General features: G+C 70.7%; 17 protein-coding genes and 1 pseudogene. 7 read left to right on the top strand and 11 right to left on the bottom strand.

Annotated features, from left to right (window positions below; translation table 11 throughout):
* The first annotated feature begins 35 nt into the window (after positions 1 to 35).
* Both ACIHFB_RS25650 and ACIHFB_RS25645 read left to right on the top strand, forming a co-directional pair.
* The gene (locus ACIHFB_RS25650) at positions 36 to 1229 is read left to right on the top strand and encodes an NAD(P)/FAD-dependent oxidoreductase (RefSeq protein ID WP_365281881.1); all 1194 of its coding nucleotides are present in this window, start codon (positions 36 to 38) and stop codon (positions 1227 to 1229) included.
* A gap of 86 nt (positions 1230 to 1315) precedes the next feature.
* On the top strand, positions 1316 to 2599 hold the full coding sequence (locus ACIHFB_RS25645) for a cation:proton antiporter (RefSeq protein WP_400128022.1): 1284 nt from the start codon (positions 1316 to 1318) through the stop codon (positions 2597 to 2599).
* A 186-nt stretch (positions 2600 to 2785) separates the two neighbouring features.
* On the opposite strand, the gene ACIHFB_RS25640 is transcribed toward ACIHFB_RS25645, so the two are convergent.
* Positions 2786 to 3691 carry an NAD-dependent epimerase/dehydratase family protein gene (locus ACIHFB_RS25640; RefSeq protein ID WP_400128021.1) on the bottom strand — a complete coding sequence of 302 codons (906 nt, stop codon included), beginning with the start codon at positions 3689 to 3691 and terminating at the stop codon, positions 2786 to 2788.
* A gap of 62 nt (positions 3692 to 3753) precedes the next feature.
* Positions 3754 to 4623: an alpha/beta fold hydrolase gene (locus ACIHFB_RS25635; RefSeq protein WP_400128020.1), complete on the bottom strand. Its 870-nt coding sequence runs from the start codon at positions 4621 to 4623 to the stop codon at positions 3754 to 3756.
* Between the two features lie 72 nt (positions 4624 to 4695).
* Between ACIHFB_RS25635 and ACIHFB_RS25630 the strand changes: the two genes are divergently transcribed.
* The gene (locus ACIHFB_RS25630; RefSeq protein ID WP_400128019.1) at positions 4696 to 5196 is read left to right on the top strand and encodes a MarR family winged helix-turn-helix transcriptional regulator; all 501 of its coding nucleotides are present in this window, start codon (positions 4696 to 4698) and stop codon (positions 5194 to 5196) included.
* A 192-nt stretch (positions 5197 to 5388) separates the two neighbouring features.
* On the opposite strand, the pseudogene ACIHFB_RS25625 reads toward ACIHFB_RS25630, so the two are convergent.
* The 5 genes and pseudogenes from ACIHFB_RS25625 to ACIHFB_RS25605 form a co-directional block, all read right to left on the bottom strand.
* Positions 5389 to 5511 (bottom strand): annotated as a pseudogene (locus ACIHFB_RS25625) (helix-turn-helix domain-containing protein); the annotation flags it as partial.
* Between the two features lie 116 nt (positions 5512 to 5627).
* Entirely contained in the window at positions 5628 to 6563 is a 936-nt protein-coding gene (locus tag ACIHFB_RS25620) for a 2,3-dihydroxyphenylpropionate 1,2-dioxygenase (protein WP_400128018.1), read from the bottom strand.
* The gene (locus ACIHFB_RS25615) at positions 6560 to 7438 is read right to left on the bottom strand and encodes an alpha/beta fold hydrolase (RefSeq protein ID WP_400128017.1); all 879 of its coding nucleotides are present in this window, start codon (positions 7436 to 7438) and stop codon (positions 6560 to 6562) included. Before ACIHFB_RS25615 ends, ACIHFB_RS25620 begins: the two co-directional genes overlap by 4 nt.
* Entirely contained in the window at positions 7435 to 7938 is a 504-nt protein-coding gene (locus ACIHFB_RS25610) for a cupin domain-containing protein (protein ID WP_365281873.1), read from the bottom strand. Before ACIHFB_RS25610 ends, ACIHFB_RS25615 begins: the two co-directional genes overlap by 4 nt.
* A complete protein-coding gene (locus ACIHFB_RS25605; RefSeq protein WP_365281872.1) occupies positions 7938 to 8753 on the bottom strand; it encodes an SDR family oxidoreductase in 816 nt (271 codons plus the stop codon). The genes ACIHFB_RS25610 and ACIHFB_RS25605 overlap by 1 nt, the downstream gene beginning before the upstream one ends.
* 133 nt (positions 8754 to 8886) lie before the next feature.
* Between ACIHFB_RS25605 and ACIHFB_RS25600 the strand changes: the two genes are divergently transcribed.
* From ACIHFB_RS25600 to pgm, 4 genes are all read left to right on the top strand, one after another.
* Entirely contained in the window at positions 8887 to 9654 is a 768-nt protein-coding gene (locus ACIHFB_RS25600; protein WP_365281871.1) for an IclR family transcriptional regulator, read from the top strand.
* Positions 9655 to 9801: 147 nt separating this feature from the next.
* Positions 9802 to 10272, top strand: a complete 471-nt coding sequence (locus ACIHFB_RS25595) for a cupin domain-containing protein (protein WP_365281870.1) — start codon at positions 9802 to 9804, stop codon at positions 10270 to 10272.
* Complete coding sequence (locus ACIHFB_RS25590; protein ID WP_400128016.1) at positions 10269 to 11834, top strand: flavin-containing monooxygenase; 1566 nt, start codon at positions 10269 to 10271, stop codon at positions 11832 to 11834. Before ACIHFB_RS25595 ends, ACIHFB_RS25590 begins: the two co-directional genes overlap by 4 nt.
* 182 nt (positions 11835 to 12016) lie before the next feature.
* Entirely contained in the window at positions 12017 to 13657 is a 1641-nt protein-coding gene (gene pgm / locus ACIHFB_RS25585; RefSeq protein ID WP_365281868.1) for a phosphoglucomutase (alpha-D-glucose-1,6-bisphosphate-dependent), read from the top strand.
* A 58-nt stretch (positions 13658 to 13715) separates the two neighbouring features.
* Here pgm and ACIHFB_RS25580 read toward each other — a convergent pair whose 3' ends face one another.
* The 4 genes from ACIHFB_RS25580 to ACIHFB_RS25565 all read right to left on the bottom strand — a co-directional run bounded on the left by ACIHFB_RS25580 (position 13716) and on the right by ACIHFB_RS25565 (position 18949).
* A complete protein-coding gene (locus ACIHFB_RS25580) occupies positions 13716 to 15335 on the bottom strand; it encodes a PucR family transcriptional regulator ligand-binding domain-containing protein (RefSeq protein ID WP_365281867.1) in 1620 nt (539 codons plus the stop codon).
* Positions 15336 to 15454: 119 nt separating this feature from the next.
* Positions 15455 to 16849 carry an FAD-dependent oxidoreductase gene (locus ACIHFB_RS25575; RefSeq protein WP_365281866.1) on the bottom strand — a complete coding sequence of 465 codons (1395 nt, stop codon included), beginning with the start codon at positions 16847 to 16849 and terminating at the stop codon, positions 15455 to 15457.
* A gap of 37 nt (positions 16850 to 16886) precedes the next feature.
* Positions 16887 to 17552, bottom strand: a complete 666-nt coding sequence (locus tag ACIHFB_RS25570) for an HAD-IA family hydrolase (protein ID WP_365281865.1) — start codon at positions 17550 to 17552, stop codon at positions 16887 to 16889.
* Between the two features lie 41 nt (positions 17553 to 17593).
* The gene (locus tag ACIHFB_RS25565; protein ID WP_400128015.1) at positions 17594 to 18949 is read right to left on the bottom strand and encodes an MFS transporter; all 1356 of its coding nucleotides are present in this window, start codon (positions 18947 to 18949) and stop codon (positions 17594 to 17596) included.
* Positions 18950 to 18987: the final 38 nt, after the last annotated feature.

The following is an 18987-nucleotide window of genomic DNA, read 5'->3' as shown; positions in this document are numbered from 1 at the left end:
CGCACACCGTTCACGAGTGGAAGAGCTGAGGCGCAGTGGAAAACGAACGCCCCCTGGTGGGCCGTCGCGGCGTCATCATCGGTACCGCCGCAGGCTTCCTGGCCGGCTCCCTCGCCGCATGCTCGGCCGGCGCGGCACGGACCGACCCTTCGACGCCGAGCACGGGAGGAGCGCGCGGAGGCGACCTCGACGTCATCGTCATCGGTGCGGGAGCCGCGGGGCTGAGCGCCGCCCGGGTCCTGGCGGATGCCGGGAGGAAGGTCGTGGTCGTCGAGGCCCGTGATCGCATAGGCGGCCGCCTGTGGACCGATCGGACCGGGATGTCCGTGCCGGTGGAATGCGGGCCGGAGTTCATCCACGGAGCGAACGCCTCGACCTGGGACCTGGTCCGCGCGGAGCGGCTGAAGACCCACGCCCACACCGTCACGATCTCCCGTACGCGACCGGGCGGCCCGTGGAAGAAGACCACCGAACCCCCCGCCGACACCGACTTGATCAACTTCCGTGTCATCGGCGGCTACCACCAGATCCTCGCCCCGCTCGCCGACAAGCTGCCCGTCCAACTCAGCACGGTGGTACGGCGCGTGGAGCACTCGCCCGCCGGAGTCGTGGTCCACGCCGAGCGGCAGGGACGCCGCGTCACCTACCGGGCCCGCTCCGCGGTGGTGGCCCTGCCCGTCGCCGTACTGGCGGCCGACACCGTCGAGTTCTCTCCGCCGCTGCCGGCCGCGAAGGTGGAGGCCTTCAAGGCCGTACGGCACGTCGTGGTCACCAAGGTCCTCATGGAGTTCGCCAGGCCGGTGATCCCGGAGGACGCCGACGACATCGTCGAGGCCGGCGTGCCCTGGTACCTGTGGAACGCCTCCAAGGGGGTGCCCGGCTTCTCGGGGCAGGTGGTCGACATGGGGGCGGAGGGGGACGAGGCCAGGCGTCTGCTGGCCATGCCCGCCGGACGCCGTCACCGTGAAGTCCTGGACGTGATCCGGGGCGTGGCGGGCGACCGCAAGCTCACACCCGTCAAGGTCATCGAGCACGAATGGATCAAGGACCCGTTCGCCCGGGCCGCCTTCGCACAGGAGGAGGCGCCGGGCGGCCGGGAGATCTACCGGCCGGTCGACGACACCCTGTTCTGGGCCGGCGTGATCACCGATCAGGTCGACTTCTCGCACGACAGCGGGAAGAAGACGGCCGCCGAACTCATCAGGCGAGTAGGCAAACGCTCAACCTAGTTCCATCCCATAGCAGTTGAATGTTCCGCGCTTTCTCAGAGAATTCTGCGTGCACCGAAAGGCAAGGCGGCTCGGCCGGACACCAAATGACCTCTATCTTGATCGTGATCACCGTTGTGGCCGGCGGGTGGTCGCTTGTCGCCGGGAGGCTGGAACAGTGGCATGTCCGGGCTCCTCTGGTGCTGGTCCTCGCGGGAATCGCCACCGGCGTGTTCACGCACAGCGAGATCGCCGCCACTATGAACTCCGAGGTCGCCCAGCACGTGGCCGAGGTCATCCTCGCGGTCCTGTTGTTCGTCGACGCCACTGAACTGCCGGGCGGACGACTGCTCGGCAACGACCCGGGCTCGGCTTGCCGGGCCCTGCTGGTGGCCATGCCGCTGAGCCTGCTTGCGATGGTCCTGCTGGGCTCGCTGCTGGTGCCCAGCCTGCCGTTGGTGATGCTGCTGCTGATCGCGTGCATCATCGTTCCGACGGATTTCGCCCCGGCCGAGACACTGGTGCGCGACCCGCGCATCGCGGCCAGGGTACGCAGCGTCCTCAATTTGGAGAGCGGCTACAACGACGGGATCGTGTCACCCGTCTTCCTGTTCGCGCTGATCCTGGCCGGTTCGACGGCCCAGACGCACACGCCCATGCAGGCGCTCGGTACCGCCGTGCCGTTTGCGGCGAAGGCGCTCGTGGCCGGCCTGTTGCTGGGGCTTCTCCTCGGATGGCTGATGAACCTGGCCGAGGACAAGCACTGGATGACCGCGCAGTCCCGGCGGATCCTCGTGCTGGTCACACCGCTGCTCGCCTACACGGTGACCGTGGCGGTCGAGGGGAACGGCTTCGTGGCCTCATTCGTGTGCGGCATCGCCTTCCGCTACCTGCGCCAGGCGCCGGCCCGCCGACGGGGAGCCCCGGCTCCCGACACCTCGGACTTCCGGCTCATCGAGGACACCAATTCGATGATGACGATGTGCATGTGGTTCTTCTTCGGGAACGCAGCGATGGACGTGCTGAGTCAAGACATCGGCTGGCCCGTGGCACTGCTCTGCGTCGCCGCGCTCACCGTCGTTCGGATTCTCCCCATCCTGCTGGCCTTCCTGGGCTCCCGTTTCACCTGGCGTGAACGGCTCATGCTGGGAGCGCTCGGACCACGCGGTACCACCTCGATCGTGTTCGGCCTGCTCGCCTACAACGCCCTCCCGGACGGGATCTACGCAGAGACCGCCTTCAACGCCATGACGCTCACCGTGCTCGGAAGCGTTCTGCTCCACGGAGTCGGCTCCACAACGATCGCCCGTCTTCTCGCCGGCCCCTCCTCGTTCCCGGCCAAGGGCACCGCACCCACGGAGTATGCCGATCCGGCCGCGCGGAACCACTGAGGGGCCCTTCAGGCCCGCCCCGGCGAGGGCGTCGGTGATCCTGTGGCGTCGGCAGCAGCGAGATCGTGGGTTGATCCGGGCAGGGCGGGCTCTGGGCCCTGGCCCGGAACGCGGTGCCCGTGCGGCGGGGGAGGCGGGGACCGGAGAGCGGGGCGCCGGACGCGTTGCCCGCGCCCGGCGGCATTGTCATGCGGCGGGACGGGCGGCCTTCCAGGCGCGGTAGTGGCGGGTCGGGTCGTCGGTGAACGAGGTGTGGCGGGGGGTCCAGCCCAGGAGGCGGTGGGCCTTGGCGCTGGTGACCAACTCGTCCTGGTCGGCGGCCAGTTGCATCATGCCGCCCGCCTCCGCGCTTGCCAGGGCTATCTCACCGGTGTGGCCGGCGGCGCGTACGGCGGTGCGTTGCATGTCCAGGGCGGTCAGCCGTTGGTCGTCGGCGATGACGAAGGTCTCCCCGTTGACGGCGGCGGGGTTGTCGAGGATGCGGACGTAGGCGTCGGCGAGGTCGTCGACGTGGACCCAGCTCCAGCGCTTGCCGGTGTCGCCGTAGAAGACGGGGCTGCCCGCCTCGGCGGCGGCGAACCACTGGCCGGTCATGGAGGTGCTCGCGGGGCCGCCGTACATGAACCCGGGGCGGACCACGGTGTGGGCGAGGCCGGAGGCGGCCAACTCCCGTTCCAGCGCGAAGCGGAAGCCGATGGGGCTCTCGGGGTTTCCGGGGGTGTTCTCGTCCATGAGGGGCAGGCCGGTGCGGCCGTAGGAGGAGATGCCGGTGGTGAACACCAGGTGGCGGCGGCGGCCGTCGCGTTCCTGGGCGGCGAGCAGTTCGGCGAAGAGGCGCTGGTCGCTGCCGACGGGGTCGCTCATGTCCATCAGCAGGTGGACGACCGCGTCGGTGCCGTCGAGGTGTCCGCGCCAGGTGTCCTGCTTGGTGAAGTCGCCCTCGACCGGGGTGACTTCGTCGGCGGTGAGGGCGAGGGCCGCGGGGGCGGAGGTGTCGCGCGCCAGGCCCAGGACGGTGTGTCCGGCGCGGGCCAGGGCGGCTGAGACACGGCGGCCTGCGTAGCCGGTGGCGCCGATGACGAGGATCTGCATGAGGGGTGCTCCGTGTGCTGTGTCGTGCCGCGCGTCAGGCGGCGGAGGCCAGGTGACGGGGTTCAGGCGGCTGGGGTGGTGGTGAAGAACCGGGCGAGCCGGTCGGCCGTCCAGGCCGGGTTGTCGGCCGCGAAGGTGTGCGCGGCTCCGGGGACGGTGTCGTGGCGCACGTCGGTCGCGGCGGCGCGGGCGCCCGCCAGCAACACGTCCTGGGGCAGGCCGTGTTCGCCGTTCAGAACGAGGACGGGCATGGTCAGGCGATCACCGGCGCGGGCCGTCTGCCCGTCCTGGACGAGGGTGGCGTAGTGCTCGAAGCCGCCGCGCATCGCGTCGGGGCGGGTGTGGGCGCGCAGCAGGTCTGCGCGGTCGGCGTCGGTGATGCCGCCGCCGGTCATCATCGACCAGAAGCCGGACAGGTACGGCTCCTCTTTGCCGGCGGTGAGCATGGCGGCCAGGTCGCTCTGGGCGTGGAAGCCGAAGTGCCACGAGCCGCCGGTGGCGGGGTTCATGTGCTCCTCCAGGCCGTAGCCGGGCAGGAACGCCTCGCTGAGCACCAGCCGGACCACGTCGTCGGGATGGCTCTGGGCCCAGGCGTGAGCGGTCATCGTGCCGACATCGGTGCCGACCACGAAAGCCCGGTCGTGGCCCAGGTGCCTCAGCAGGCGGTGCAGGTCATCGGCCTCCTCACGCTTGGTCCAGTGGCCGGCCGGGATCTGTGAGTCGCCGGATCCGCGCAGGTCGGGTGCGATGACCGTGAAGCCTCGCGCCGCGAGCGGGGGCAGCAGCGCCCGCCACTCGATCCAGCTGAACGGCCAGCCGTGGATGAGGACGACTGCGGGGCCGGATCCGCCGGTCACGTAGTGGAGTCGGACACCGCCGACATCGGCGACGGCGTGCTCGAATCCATCCGGTGCGGGTGCTCGGGGAGACATGCGATCACCTCTTACTTAATTAGTTAAGCAAGCATCACACCACTTGCTTAACTAGTCAAATAGAGTGGAGGCATGGAGCCCCCCGCCACCGACACCACTCCCGCCAGTGATCCGCTGACCGCCGATGAGCTGCTGCTGTGGCAGAGCCTGGGACGTCTGGTCCACTCCCTGCCGCGCGCGCTGGAGCAGGACATGGCCCGCACCGGTGTGACCATGACCGAGTTCGCCGTCCTGCTGCTGCTGAGCGAGGCGCCCGACCGCCGCATGCGCATGTCCGCGCTCGCGGCGGCCTCCGGTGTCACCCCGCCGCGCATCACACGCATCATCGAAGGCCTGTCCCGCCATGACCTGGTGCGCAAGGAACGCCACGGCATGGACGCACGCGGCAGCGAAGCCGTCCTCACCGATGCCGGACTGCAGGCCATGCACGCGGCTCAGCCCGCCCACCTCGCCAGCGCCCGGCGCCGGGTCCTCGACCACATCCCGGCCGACCTCCTGCCGGGCATCGCCGAAACCCTGGCCACACTCGCCGAGGGCCAGGACCGACAGCAGTCCTCCGGCCTCTCCCGATAACCGCGCGATGCCGACGGCCGACGCCGTACGGTCGCTGTGGAGCATGACCTCGCGCAGGCCGCGGTCGAGCGCCTGAAGTTCGGCGACGCGCTCCAGGCTGACCGTCAGTCCGCGCCAGGTGTCGGTGTCCTCGGCTCCCTCCCGAGTGGCTTCCTCGACGCGCGCGAACATGTCGTCGACCAGCTCGTCGATCAGGGCCTGCTTGTTGGGGAAATGGCGATATGCCGTTCCCACCCCGAGCCCGGCGTGGCGGGCGACGTCGTCCAGGGTGGCCTTGAGGCCGTGATCGCGGAACACCTCGCGTGCGGCGGCCAGGAGCTTACGGCGGTTCAGTTCGCGGTCACGCCGTGGTCTGGGCGTCGGTGCCCCGCCGGAGCCGGTTCAGCGCCTCACCAGCGCTGCTGTGGAGCGTGGAAGCGGGTGCGGGCCTGTCAGTTCACCTCGAAGGTCGTGCCGATACCCATGCCGGTGATCCACTGGGGGACCGGCTCGTAGCTCGTCCAGACGAACGGCCTGTCCACGGCGGCCTGGCCGATGAGCCAGGTGCGTATCTCGTGCCCGCCGCTCCCGGCCTGCTCTTCCAAGCCCTCGTCTCCCAGAGCGGTGATCGGCGAGAGGTCCGCGGCGGCCAGCTGCTTGAGGAACCAGCGGTCCCACGTGGAGTTGACGTGCGCGTGTGGATCGCCACCCATGGCTCGGACCCGGGGTTCGCGCGCCGCGGCGAAGGCCTGGAGATTCGCGCGCCCGTGGATGACGGCCTCGCGCCGCTCGCCGGCCACCGCGGGGTCGCGCGGATCGTTGGGCGGGAGCCAGTGGGAGAGCCCGCCGCTGGCGACGACGAGGACGCGCACGGGGAAGTCGGCGCCGCGGAGGGCCTCGCCGAGGGCTCGGCCGAGTTGCACGCAGCGCGGCATGCTCGGCAGCGGCGGGGCGGCGGTGTTCACGATCAGCGGTACGAGCGGGACCGGACGCCCGCCGCAGACCATGTCGTAGCCCTGTGTCACTCCGTGGTCGACGGTGAGGGAGTAGGACAGGGACAGGTCGAATCCGGCCTCCGCGAGCGTGTCGCGCACCGACCAGGCCAGCTGTGCGGTGACCGGCAGTGGCCCGGACCGGCTGCCGAAGTCGCCGAATCCCACGGCCTGTTCGACGCCCAGGACGAACGGCGGCATCTGGTCGTAGAAGTTCGCGTGGAAGTGGTCGGGGCCGATGACGACGACGGCGTCGGGCGCCAGCCGGGCCACGGCCTCGGCCACCCGGGCGGTGTCGGCGAGGAACCTGCCGCCGGGCTCCGAGGGCCCACGCGGCGGAGTCATGGTGGCGAACGGCGAGTGCGAGATGCCGACCAGGCCGATGATCTCGCTCATGAGGGGTCCTTGCCCAGGACGAGGAAGTCGCGGTGGACGCGCAGGAACTCGCCCGGCTTCTCCCACTGCGGCCAGTGGCCCGCGTCGGTGATCACGTGCAGGCGGGCGTCGGGCAGCCAGCGCAGCAGCAGTTCGGCCTCGTCGAGCCCGCCGGTGGGATCGTGGTCGGTCCACAGGAGCAGCGTCGGCGCGATCACCTTGCCGACCCAGGTCGGGCGCCAGGCGAAGTCCTTGCGTACCTCGGGGTCTTGGAGGACGAGCGTGTTGGTGATCGCCTGGAGGAAGCCGGGGCGGCCGTAGACCGCGCGGCGTAGGTTGACCAGTTCGTCGGTCACCATCTCCTTGTGGTGGAAGAGGAACTCCACCCGGCGGCGTACCGTCTCGTCGCTCGGATCCCGGACGGCGGCCAGCGTGCTCTCGCGCATCCGGACCATCACCTCCGGTTTGTCGGCGATGTTGCCGGGAGTGTTGAGAACGAGCCGCGCGACACGGTCCGGGTGGTGCGCGGCCGTCCAGGCGACCACCCAGCCGCCGAGCGACTCGCCGGACAGGTGCGCCGAGCCGATGCCCAGGGCGTCCATCAGCCCGAGCAGATGGTCGGACAGGACATCGATGGTGTACGGCTTGTCCGGCAGGTCGGACCAGCCGTGACCGACCATGTCGTAGGCCGTGACGCGGAAGTCCGCGGCAAGGCCCGCGATGTCGCGGGCGTATGCCTCCAGGTGCCCGCCGGTGCCGTGCAGCAGAATCAGGTCGGGGCCCGACCCGGCCCGCAGCACCCGGGTGCGTACGCCGCCCACGTCGACGTGGCGGAGTTCGTGGTCGACGTCGGCCAACTCGCCCCAGAGGCTGATGTGTTCGGGCAGTGCGCTCATCGTGAGTCCTCTCCGAAGCGGGCCCGGGCCTCGGCGACCGTGGCCAGGCCCGCGCTCTGCCGCCGTCCGACGCCCAGCAGGCCGAGCAGCCGGGAGTTCTCGATGGTCAGGAACTCGACCGGCGCGGTGGCCGAGGCGTTGTAGTGGCGGTGCCAGGTCCACGGCGGGGTGTAGACGAAGTCGCCGGCCGACCAGGACTCGGTCTCGTCCTCGACCTCGCTGTACCCCTCGCCGCTGATGACGAAGTGCACCGTCTCGTGGTGGTGCCGCTGCATGTCCGAGCTGAGCCCCGGCGGGATGGTCTGCCGGAAGATCTCGAAGGTGGTGGTCGGCAGCTTCCCGGCGATCGAGAGCGTGGTGGGGTTGTGCACCTGGTCGGCCGGCAGGGTCTCCAGCTCCGCCGCGTGCACGACGACCGGGCGCGCGGCGCCGGGCCGTACGGTGTCGGAGAGCGCGCCGAGGAAGTCTGCCAGCGCGAATCCGTCTCCTGACTGTGCCATCAGATCGTTTCCGTCCTTCCGCCGTCGACCGTGAGCACGGTCCCGTTGATGTAGCCCGCGGCAGCCGAGGCCAGGAAGGTCACGGCCGCCCCGATCTCCTCGGGCCGCCCGGCCCGACCGGCCGGGATGCCCGCCGCGTCCGCCGCGTCGAGGTCCTCGTACGGGACCTCGGTGGTCCGGGCGCGGGCGTCCAGGATCTCGCGGCGGCGCTCGGTCGCCGTGGCGCCGGGCGCCACGCAGTTGACTGTGACCCCATCGGCCGCGAACTCCCGGGAGAGCAGTTTGGCGGCCGCGGTGACCGCGGACCGCACGACCACGGACGTCGCGAGGTCGGGCTGAGGCTGGCGCACCGCCGCGGAGGTCACGAAGACGACCCGGCCGAAGCCCCGTGCGGCCATGCCCGGCAGGGCGAGCCGCGCCAGGCGCAGCGGGCCGAGCAGCAGCAACTCGAAGGCCTGCTGCCAGTGTTCGTCATCGACTTCGAGGATGCGGCCGGGCGGGGGCCCGCCGGCGTTGAGCACCAGGACGTCGAGCGCGCCGTACCGGCTCTCCGCCTCGTCGAGGGCCGCCACGGCGGACTTCGGCTCCGACACGTCGTTGACCAGCGTGTGGACGGTGCCACCGGTGTCCCTGCCGAGCCGCAGTGCCGCGGACTCCAGCTGCTCGGAACGCCGCCCGGTGATGACGACGCGGTGGCCCGACCGCAGGAGCTGTTCGGCGACGGCGTACCCGATTCCGGCACTGCCCCCGCCGACGAGGGCGTTGCGAGCGTTGATGGCAGCCTCCTGTTGTCGAGCACTGCTGGTTCCGAGCACTGCTGGTTCCGAATGCCGCTGTTTTCGAGCACCGCTGGTTCCTCGCACCGGAGTTCGCGGGCACTGAGATTCCCGGACCGGGTCACCGGTCGAGACGGGTCTATCGTGGGCCGCATGAACCCGGGAACCAACGTTGAGTCCCGCTGAGCGGGACAGCGACGCTCCGGCCGCGGGTGGCCTCGATCGCGCCGCGGCGATCCTCGGTGCCTTCGACGCGACGCACCGCGACCTGACCCTCGCCGCCCTCGTCGCCCGCAGTGGTCTGCCGCGCTCCACCGCCCACCGCACCGCCGACCGGATGATCCGGCTCGGCTGGCTCGACAAGCCGAAGGACCGGTACCGGATCGGCAACCGCCTGTTCGAGATCGCGAGCCTGGCCCCGATCCGGCTCCAACTGCGGGAGGCGGTGCTGCCCTTCCTCCAGGACCTGCACAGCGCGACCAAGGTCACCGTGCAGCTCGGAGTGCTCGACGGCGCGCAGATCCTGGTCGTCGAGAAGATCACCGGCCATCGGCCGATGCCGATGCTCTCCCAGGTCGGCGGGATCATCCCGGCGCACTGCTCGGCGCTGGGCCGCGCGATCCTGGCCTACAGCGACACCGCGACCATCGACGCGGTGCTGGCCGCAGGCCTGGAGCGCAGGACGCCGCGCACGCTGACCGATCCGATGGCCATCCTGCGCGAGCTGACCGCGATCCCGCCGCGCGGCTGGGCGGTCGAACGCGAGGAGGGCAACATCGGGGTCAGCTGCGTGGCAGCCCCGGTCTTCGGCCCGCTCGGCGAGGTCGTGGCCGCGCTGTCCGTCACCGGCCCCTCCGGCCTGATCCGGCCGCAGGCGATCGGCCCCGCCGTGCGCCTGGCCGCGGCGGCCGCGTCCCGGGCCTACTGCTCGCGTCGGTGACCGTCGCCGGCTGTCACTGACTGCCGCGGGCCAGAAGGGAGTCCCGCTGAGTGGGACTCCTGATTGCCGGTCGGGCCGGGCGGCCCGCACGCTGTGAGCGCTGATACACCGACGGCTGGCCGGTGCGGCGACCTCAAGGAGACGACGATGACTCTAGGCGGCGGCTACATGCTGCCCTCGCGCGAGGGACAGGCGATCGCGGCGATCGGGCTCGGCATCACGAAGAAGGCCGACGGCGAGTCGACCCGTGACGCGTACTCGCTGTTCGAGTACACGATCCCCCCGCGGACCGACGGGCCGCCCCCGCACGTGCACACCCGCGAGGACGAGTCCTTCATCTGCCTGGCCGGGCGCCTCGACGTCCACCTCGGCGGCGAGGACTTCGTCCTGGAACACGGCGACTACCTGTTCCTGCCGCGGGACGTGGTGCACGCCTTCCGTAACCCGTACGAGCAGGAGTCGCGGGTGATCTCCGTGGTCTCGCCCGCCGGGCTCGAGCGCTACTACCAGGCGCTGGCGGACATGCCGCCCGGCCCCAAGGACATCTCGCTGATGAAGAAGATCATGGAGGACTTCGGCATCGAGCTGCAGCTGCCGCCCGAGGTCGCCCAGCCATGAGGCTCGCGATCATAGGAGCCGGCTTCGCCGGTCTCGCCACCGCGAAAGTGCTGACCCAGGCCGGCCACGAGGTGCGGGTCTTCGACAAGTCCCCGGACGTCGGCGGTGTGTGGAGCCGGACCAGGCGCTACCCGGGCGTGACGACGCAGAGCCCGAAGGCCCAGTACTCGCTCTCGGACTTCCCCATGCCCAAGAGCTACCCGGAATGGCCCAGTGGTGCCCAGGTGCAGGCCTATCTCGCCGCGTACGCCGCCGAGTTCGGCCTCGAATCCGCCCTGCGCCTGAACACCGAGGTGACGGCGGCACGCCCGGTCGGCGACGGCCGCTGGACGGTCGAGACCCGCGACGCCGGGGGAGCGGAGGCCGTCGAGGAGTTCGACCGACTCGTCATCGCCAACGGAGTGTTCTGCGAACCCCTGGTCCCGGCGTATCCGGGCCTTGAGGAGTTCACCGCGGCGGGCGGGCGGCTGCGCGCGGCCACCGAGTTCCACGACGCCGAAGAGGCCCGCGACAAGCACGTACTCGTCGTCGGGTACGGCAAGTCGGCCTGCGACGTCGCGGCGGCGATCAGCGGCGTCGCCGCCGGCACCGATGTGATCGCCCGTCAGCTGCTGTGGAAGGTACCGCGCAAGATCGCCGGGTTCCTCAACTTCAAGCTGCTGCTGCTCACCCGGCTCGGCGAAGGACTCTTCCGCTACCTGCGACTGCGCGGTGTCGAGAAGTTCCTGCACGGCCCGGGCAACGGCCTGCGCCGCCGGATGATCAACTCCATCGGATCGGTCTCGGTACGGCAGTTCGGCCTCGCGAAGCTCGGCCTGGTTCCGGCCGGCCACATGGAGGACATCGTTCGCGGAGCCATCGGGCTGGCGAGCGAGGGCTTCTTCGAGGGCGTCGCGGACGGGAGCATCACCGTCCACCGCGACCGGACCATCACGCGGCTTCTCGGCGGGCCTGGCGGTCCCGCGGCCGAGCTGAGCGACGGCAGCACGCTCCGCGCCGACCTGGTGCTCTGCGCCACCGGCTTCACCCAGGGCGTGCCGTTCCTGCCCGAGGAGACCCGGCGTCAACTGCTCGACGAGCGTGGGAACTTCATGCTCTACCGGCAGATCCTGCCCCTCGGCGTTCCCGGGCTCTACTTCAACGGCTACAACTCCTCGTTCTTCAGTCCGCTCAACGCCGAGATGGCGGCCCTGTGGATCGCGGCCGACCTCGCGGAGGCGGTGGCGCTGCCCGACCCCGAGGCCATGCGTCGGGCCGTCGTCGAGCAGTTGGCGTTCATGGACGAGGCCACGGACACGCATCACTGCCGCGGCACCAAGATCATCCCGTTCTCGATGCACAACGTCGACGAGGTGCTCGGCGACCTCGGTCTGAACATCGGTGCCACGGTCCGGGCCTCGCACTGGCTGGGCGCGGTCAATCCCGCGGCCTATCGGCGGATGACCCCGTTGCTGCTCCGGCGGCTGGCACCGAGCGAGCCGCGACCTGCGCTCGCAGCCACCGACCTGACACCTGTGGACAGTTTCTCCGGAAACGAAGAAGTGCCTTCCGATCTGCGATGACGACGTTTCTCCGGGACCATCCTGACCGGTGGGCAGCATCCAGAAACGTGGAGCGACGTCACCCCGGAATCGTGTCAGGTAGGCGCAGCGGAACTCGACCGCAGCTGAGTGCGCAGCGGCGGGCCGGGCAGGGAAGAATGAGGGCCGTACTGAATGGTCGACCCTTGTGGAGGAGCGGGCACATGCAGGACGCGCGAGCGGGGCAGGTCGCCGGGCCCGAGGACCTGATCGATGTGGCCCGCCTGGTCACGGCGTACTACGCGCTGCACCCGGACCCGGCCGAGCCGGGGCAGCGGGTGGCGTTCGGCACCTCGGGGCATCGCGGTTCGTCCCTCGTGGCGGCGTTCAACGAGGACCACATTGCCGCCACCAGCCAGGCGATCTGCGAGTACCGCGCGGGGCAGGGCACCGACGGCCCTCTCTTTCTCGGCGCCGACACCCACGCCCTGTCCGAGCCCGCGCGGATCACGGCGCTGGAGGTGTTCGCGGCCAACGAGGTGACCGTCCTCATCGACGAGGCCGACGGATACACGCCCACCCCGGCGGTGTCGCACGCCATCCTCACCCACAACCGTCAGCGCACCTCGGGGCTCGCCGACGGTGTGGTGGTCACCCCCTCGCACAACCCGCCCGCCGACGGCGGCTTCAAGTACAACCCGCCGAGCGGCGGCCCGGCCGGTTCCGAGGCCACCTCCTGGATCCAGGACCGGGCCAACGAGATCATCGCCGGCGGTCTGAAGGACGTACGGCGCATCCCGTACAGCCGCGCGCTGACCGCACCCGGCACCGGCCGCTACGACTTCCTCGGCACCTACGTGGCCGACCTGCCGAACGTGCTGGACCTGGAGGCGATCCGGGCCGCCGGCGTGCGCATCGGCGCCGATCCGCTGGGCGGTGCCTCGGTCGCCTACTGGGGCCGGATCGCCGAACAGCACGGGCTGGACCTGACGGTGGTCAACCCGCTCGCCGACCCCACCTGGCGTTTCATGACGCTCGACTGGGACGGCAAGATCCGCATGGACTGTTCCTCGCCGTACGCCATGGCCTCGCTCATCGAGCAGCGCGACCGCTTCGACATCGCCACCGGCAACGACGCCGACGCCGACCGGCACGGCATCGTCACGCCGGACGCGGGGCTGATGAACCCCAATCACTATCTGGCCGTGGCGATTTCGTACCTGTTCTCCCACCGGGAGCAGTGGCCCGTGGGCGCCGGGATCGGCAAGACCCTGGTGTCGTCCAGCATGATCGACCGGGTCGCGGCGGACGTCGGCCGGCCGCTGGTCGAAGTCCCCGTCGGATTCAAGTGGTTCGTGGACGGCCTGTCCGACGGCACGCTCGGCTTCGGCGGCGAGGAGTCGGCCGGCGCGTCCTTCCTGCGGCGCGACGGCTCGGTGTGGACCACCGACAAGGACGGCATCATCCTGGCCCTGCTCGCCTCCGAGATCACGGCTGTGACGGGCAAGACCCCCTCGCAGCACTACGCCCGGCTCGCCGAGCGCTTCGGCGCCCCCGCCTACGCGCGCGTCGACGCACCGGCCTCCCGTGAGGAGAAGGCGTTGCTCGCCAAGCTGTCCCCGCGCCAGGTCACCGCCGACACCCTCGCCGGCGAGCCCGTCACCACGGTGCTCACCGAGGCACCCGGCAACGGCGCCGCCCTCGGCGGTATCAAGGTGTCGACCGCCAACGCCTGGTTCGCCGCCCGGCCTTCGGGCACCGAGGACGTCTACAAGATCTACGGGGAGTCCTTTCTCGGCCCGGACCATCTGCGCCGGGTCCAGGAGGAGGCCAGGTCCGTGGTGCTGGCAGCGCTGGACGCCTGACGCGGGCGATGGCGTGGTGCCGGCGGCACAGCCGATACCGCTCCCACCCCGTCGAAGATCAAAGCGGAGACTTGTCGAGCACCTCTGCCGCATCCCGGCCGTGCAGCGCCTCAAGTGCCGTCACCGCCACATGGAGCTGGGTGCGCTGGGCGCCGGACTCCAGGTCTGTGGCCAAGAGTCGTTCGATGGTGTGCAGGCGCTGGTAGAAGGCCTGGCGGGACAGGCCCACGTGTTTGGCGGCGATCGACTTGTTGCCGGCGGCGTCGAGGTAGGCGTGCAGGGTGCTGAGAAGGTCGCTGCCGTGGCGCGCGTCGTGCTGGACGAGGCGGCCGAGATGTTGTTCCACGTATTTCTGGACGCGGACGTCGTCGCGCAGGGAGTAGAGCAGTTCCGGCAGGCCGACGTCGGAGGTGACATGGAACGGGCGGCCCCGTGACGCGGGGCCGATGGCGTCGGCGACCTGCTCGGCCTCGCGGAACGACCGGGTGACCTCGCCCAGTTCGGTGACCGAGGGGCCGACCGCCACGACGACGTCCTGCCCGGCCACGGCGCGCAGATCGCGGGCGAGTCGCTCGACGACGGGCTGCCACGCGCTCGCTCGGGCCAGGGCCATCAGCAGCCCGGTACGCCGCTCGGAGAGGTCCCCGACCAGTGCCTTGACGCCCGCGGTGTGCAGTTCCTTGGCAAGGTGATCGGTCACCGACGTGCCGCCGTGCGCTGCCTTCGGGTGGTCGACGACGACCGGGAGGAGGCGATGGCCCGTGGTGGGGAGTCCGAGGGCCTCGGCCCGCAGCCGCGCCTCCGTGCGGCTGCGATAGCGCCAGTGCAGCAGATCGAGCAGGACGGAGCTGTGGGCACGCCGGTCCCATGCGGGGCGGCCGGTGAGCCGGGCCAGGGTCAGGGCGGTGGCAGCCTGCTCCAGGATCATCGTGTGCTCCGGGCCGAAGGGCGGCCCGGACGCCAGGGGCAGCATGATCAGCCGCCCCCACCGGCTGCCCCGCTCCTCGACACCCGCGACCAGCCAGCCCTCGGGCCCGCTGACCGCCGCCCGGTCCGGCGTCTCCGCGGTGCGCGAGCGGCGCGGCCAGGCCTCCAGGACCTGCCCGTCCGTGCGGCCGGCGTGTGCGCAGATCAGCGCGTGGTGGATCAGGTTCTCCAGCACCACCGGGCATGCGGCGAGGTCCGCGGCGGTCTGTACGAGTTCCTCGGCTTCCGCACCGCGCAGGGTGAGCGAGGTGAACAGTTCCTGCACCTGCTGAGCGCGCCGCAGCAACTCGCCCTGCGCGTCCAGGATCAGTGCGTGCACGGTCTGGGTGACCTCGATGAAGCGCACCCCGCGCGTCAGCATGATCAGGGGCAGGTCGCGCTCCCGGCAGGCGCTGACCAGTTCCCCGGGCGCCTGCTGGTACCGGCGGCCCAGCTCCACGACCAGGCCCGCTACGCCGACGTCGGCCAACTGGTCGACGTACCCCCGTAGTTGGGTGGGATCCGACGGGTGCGGCATACCGGTCGTCAGCACCAGCTCGCCCCCCTCCAGGAAGGAGGCGGGGTCGAGCAGTTCGGTGACATGGACCCACCGGACGGTTCGGTCCAGCTGCTCCTCACCGGCCGCCACCCGGGGGAGGCCGGCCGCGATGACGGGCAGTCGCAGTACGTCGGCGACCGTGAGGAACGGCATGGCGCGGTCTCCCGGGAGACGTGGTGCCGAGTGGTCCGGCACGTGGTTCCGGACCACTCTGAGGGGTGGTGCGAGGGACGCGCAAGCAGCTCAGGGGCGCGTCGGTCCGGCGCGGGGCGTCATGGTCGCCGTGCGATGAGATCCGCGATGGTTGCTATCGGTGACGTCCGCAGCCGGTCGCCCGCCTCATGGCGGTCCGCCAGTCGGTAGGCCACGTACAGCCCGCGCACCCCCAACCACCGGAACGGTTCCGGCTCCCAGGTGCCGGGGCGATGCCCCGTCCACGGCAACCGGGTCAGTCGGGACTCACGGCCCAGCACCAGGTCGGTCAGCGTTCTCGCGGCGAGGTTGGTCGAGGTCACGCCGTGGCCGACGTAGCCGCCGGCCCAGCCGAGGCCGGTGGCGCGGTCCAGGCCCACCGTCGCCGACCAGTCGCGGGGGACCGCGAGCACTCCGCACCAGGCGTGCTCGACGCGGGCGCCGGTGGTCTGCGGGAGCGCCGCGTACAGGGTTTCGGTGAGCTGCGCGATCGTACGGTCATCGACGCGTCCGTCGGTGTCGGTGCGTGAGCCGAAGCGGTACGGCACTCCGCGCCCGCCGATCGCGATCCGGTCGTCCGGCGTGCGCTGGGCGTACAGGTGCCCGTGCGCGGTGTCGCCGAGCGTCTCCCGACCCGCCCAGCCGATCTCCTCCCACACCTCCTTCGGCAGCGGCTCGGTGACGATCATCGAGCTGTTCATCGGCAGCCAGGTCCGCCGCAGCCCCTTGAGTGACGAGGTGAAGCCCTCGGTTGCGCGCAGTACGACCGGTGCCGTGACGGTGCCGTGCGGGGTGACCGCCCGACCCGGTTCGATGACCGTCACCGGGGACTTCTCGTAGAGGGTCACGCCGAGTCGTACGACCGTCTCAGCCAGGCCCTGGACCAGGGCGGCGGGCTGTAGTCGCGCGCAGTGCGGAGTCCAGGCCGCCGCCGTCACGTCGGCGATGCGGATGCGGTCCGCGGCCTCCTCGGGTGTGAGCATCACGGCGTCCGTGACTCCCCACTCGTGGTCGGCCTCGGTCTTGTGCCGCAGCCGCGTGGCCTGCGCCGGTGTGCGGGCCACGCGCAGGGTGCCGCCCTTGACGATGTGGGCGTCGATGTCCTCGCGTGCGGCGACGGCGATGATCTCGTCGACGGACTCGTTCATGGCGCGTTGGTAGTCGAGCACGGCTTCGCGGCCGTACTGCTGCGCGAGCCGGTCGCGGTTGCCGGGGACGAGCCCGGACGCCCAGCCGCCGTTGCGGCCGGAGGCGCCGAAGCCGGCGAACTCGGCCTCCAGGACGGTGATGCGCAGCGAGGGGTCGGCCAGTTTCAGGTAGTACGCGGTCCACAGGCCGGTCAGACCGGCACCCACGATGCACACGTCGGCGTCGCGGTCGCCGGGCAACGCCGGGCGGGGGGTGGGGAGTTCGGCGAACCAGTGGGAGATCCGGCCATTGGCCGGGGTGGAGTGGCCGAACGTGCGGGTGCTCACGGAGTGTCCTTTCAACGTCCTTTCATATGGGCCGGGTTCAGACGCCGAGCAGTGGGGGCAGCCCGGAGAGGTCCTTGATCTCCTCGTACGGCTGGTAGGCGGCCGAGCCCGGGAAGCCGTACCGGTTCACCCAGATCCGCCGCATGCCCTCGTACCGCTTGGTCGGCATGATGTCGTACTCCCAGCCCTGGGCGGTGTGGATGATGTCCTCGGGGCCGCGGCCCGTCGCCTTCATCAGGTACTCGAAGGCCTGCGGGAGCGGCTTGTAGGCGCCGGCCTGCTCGGCGGTCAGGACGTAGTCCCACTCCACGCCCAACTCGTCGACCGCGTACTGGATGAGGTCGTCCTCGCTGTTGGACAGGATGGCGATGTCGTACTCGCTCTTCAGACGGCGCAGCGCGTCCGGGACCTCGCGGAACGGCTTGAACTCCTTGATGGCCTCGATCAGCGCGTCGCCGTCCTCGTCCCGGTACTCCAGGCCGTGCAGCAGCATGACGTTGCGCAGGGTGCGGCGGACGACATCGCGGTAGGGGCGGTACTCGTCGACGACGCCCTGGAAGCGCATGACGTACGCGTCGTGGTGGAACCGGTCCGCGTCGACGCCGAACTCGGCGAGCCGGTCCTTGACGATCTCGTGGGTGGCGGCTCGGGTGTCGAAGTTGATGAGGGTGCGGTAGCAGTCGAAGCTGACGACCTTGCGCATGGAGTGAACTCCTAGGTGGGGGAGGGGTGTTCAAAAGGGGCTCAGGAACGGCTGCTGGCCTCGGCCAGGCCCAGGTCCTTGGTCTCGGGGGCGAGGAAGTACGACACGGCGAGTCCGATCAGGGTGATCACGACCGCGATGCCGAGGGTGCCGCGCACGCCGAGGTCGTCGGCGGCGATCGGGAGCAGGAAGGTGGAGGTGGCGGACCCGACGCGGCTCATCGCGGTGGCGATGCCGACGCCCGTGGCGCGCAGGTCGGTCGGGAACAGCTCGCTCGGGTAGACGAACTGCAGGCCGCTGCCCGCCGCTTCGAAGAACTGGAAGGCGGCGAACAGGGCGACCACGAAGAACGCCCAGTGCACCGGCAGCACGGCCAGCGCAATCAGTGAGACGTTGATGCAGATGAACGTGCTGATCAGCAGCGAGCGGCGGCCGATCCGGTTGACGACCACCAGGCCGAGCGCGATGCCGGCCACCGCGATCGTGGTGATCAGCGCGCTGGCGCCGTACGTGCTCTCCACCCCGAACGCGGACAGCATCTGCGGCTGGAAGGAGCGGACCGCGAAGGCGGGTGCGACCTGGCAGATCCAGAAGACGGAACAGAAGACGACCGGGACCGTGTAGCCGCGTTTGAAGATCTCGACGAGATTGCCGAGGCCGGAGCCGCCGCGCTGCTCCTGCCGGGTTTCGGAGAGGAGTTCGTCGGTGTCGATGTCGTGGCCGAGGTGCTTGCGTACGACGGCCTTCGCCTCGTCGATCCGGCCGCGCGAGGCCAGCCAGCGCGGCGACTCGGGGATACCGGCCCGGAAGACGAGGAAGACCAGCGCCGGTATCGCGCCGGAGGCCAGCATCCAGCGCCAGGAGTCGTCGCCGAGGCCGGTCAGCGCCCAGCCCACCCAGTAGCTCACGCCGTACCCGACCCACCAGGCCAGCACCAGGCCGGACAGCGCCGGGCCGCGCAGCCTGCGGGGCACCAGCTCGGTGGTGAGGGCGGACGCGATGGGGTAGTCGGCGCCGATCGCGATGCCGATCAGCAGCCGCAGCACCATCAGCTGCCAGGCCTCGGTGACGAAGAACTGCAGCGCCGAGAAGACCACGAAGGCGGCCAGGTTGAGGACATACATCAGATGGCGGCCCGCCCGGTCGGTGACCGGTCCGAAGACCGCGCCGCCGATGAACACGCCGACCAGGACGGACGCGGCGATGAGGCCGGTCCAGAGGGTGTCCAGGGCGAGGGCCGGGGTGATGAGGCCGAGGGCGACGCCCATCACGCCGAGGAGATAGCCGTCGCAGAACGGGCCGCCCATGGCGACGGCCATGATCCGGCGGTGGAAGGGACTGACGGGCGCGTCGTCGAGCGACGCGGCCCCACCGGTGGTGGATGAGGTCAGGGACATGCTTGAGGCTCCTGGGGGGACGCGGAACGGAGGAGGTC

Origin of the sequence: Streptomyces sp. NPDC051963 (assembly GCF_044593495.1) — a bacterium.
Classification (GTDB): Bacteria; Actinomycetota; Actinomycetes; order Streptomycetales; family Streptomycetaceae; genus Streptomyces.
Note: the sequence above shows the minus strand (reverse complement) of the source record. Positions and strands in the feature narration are given on the sequence as shown.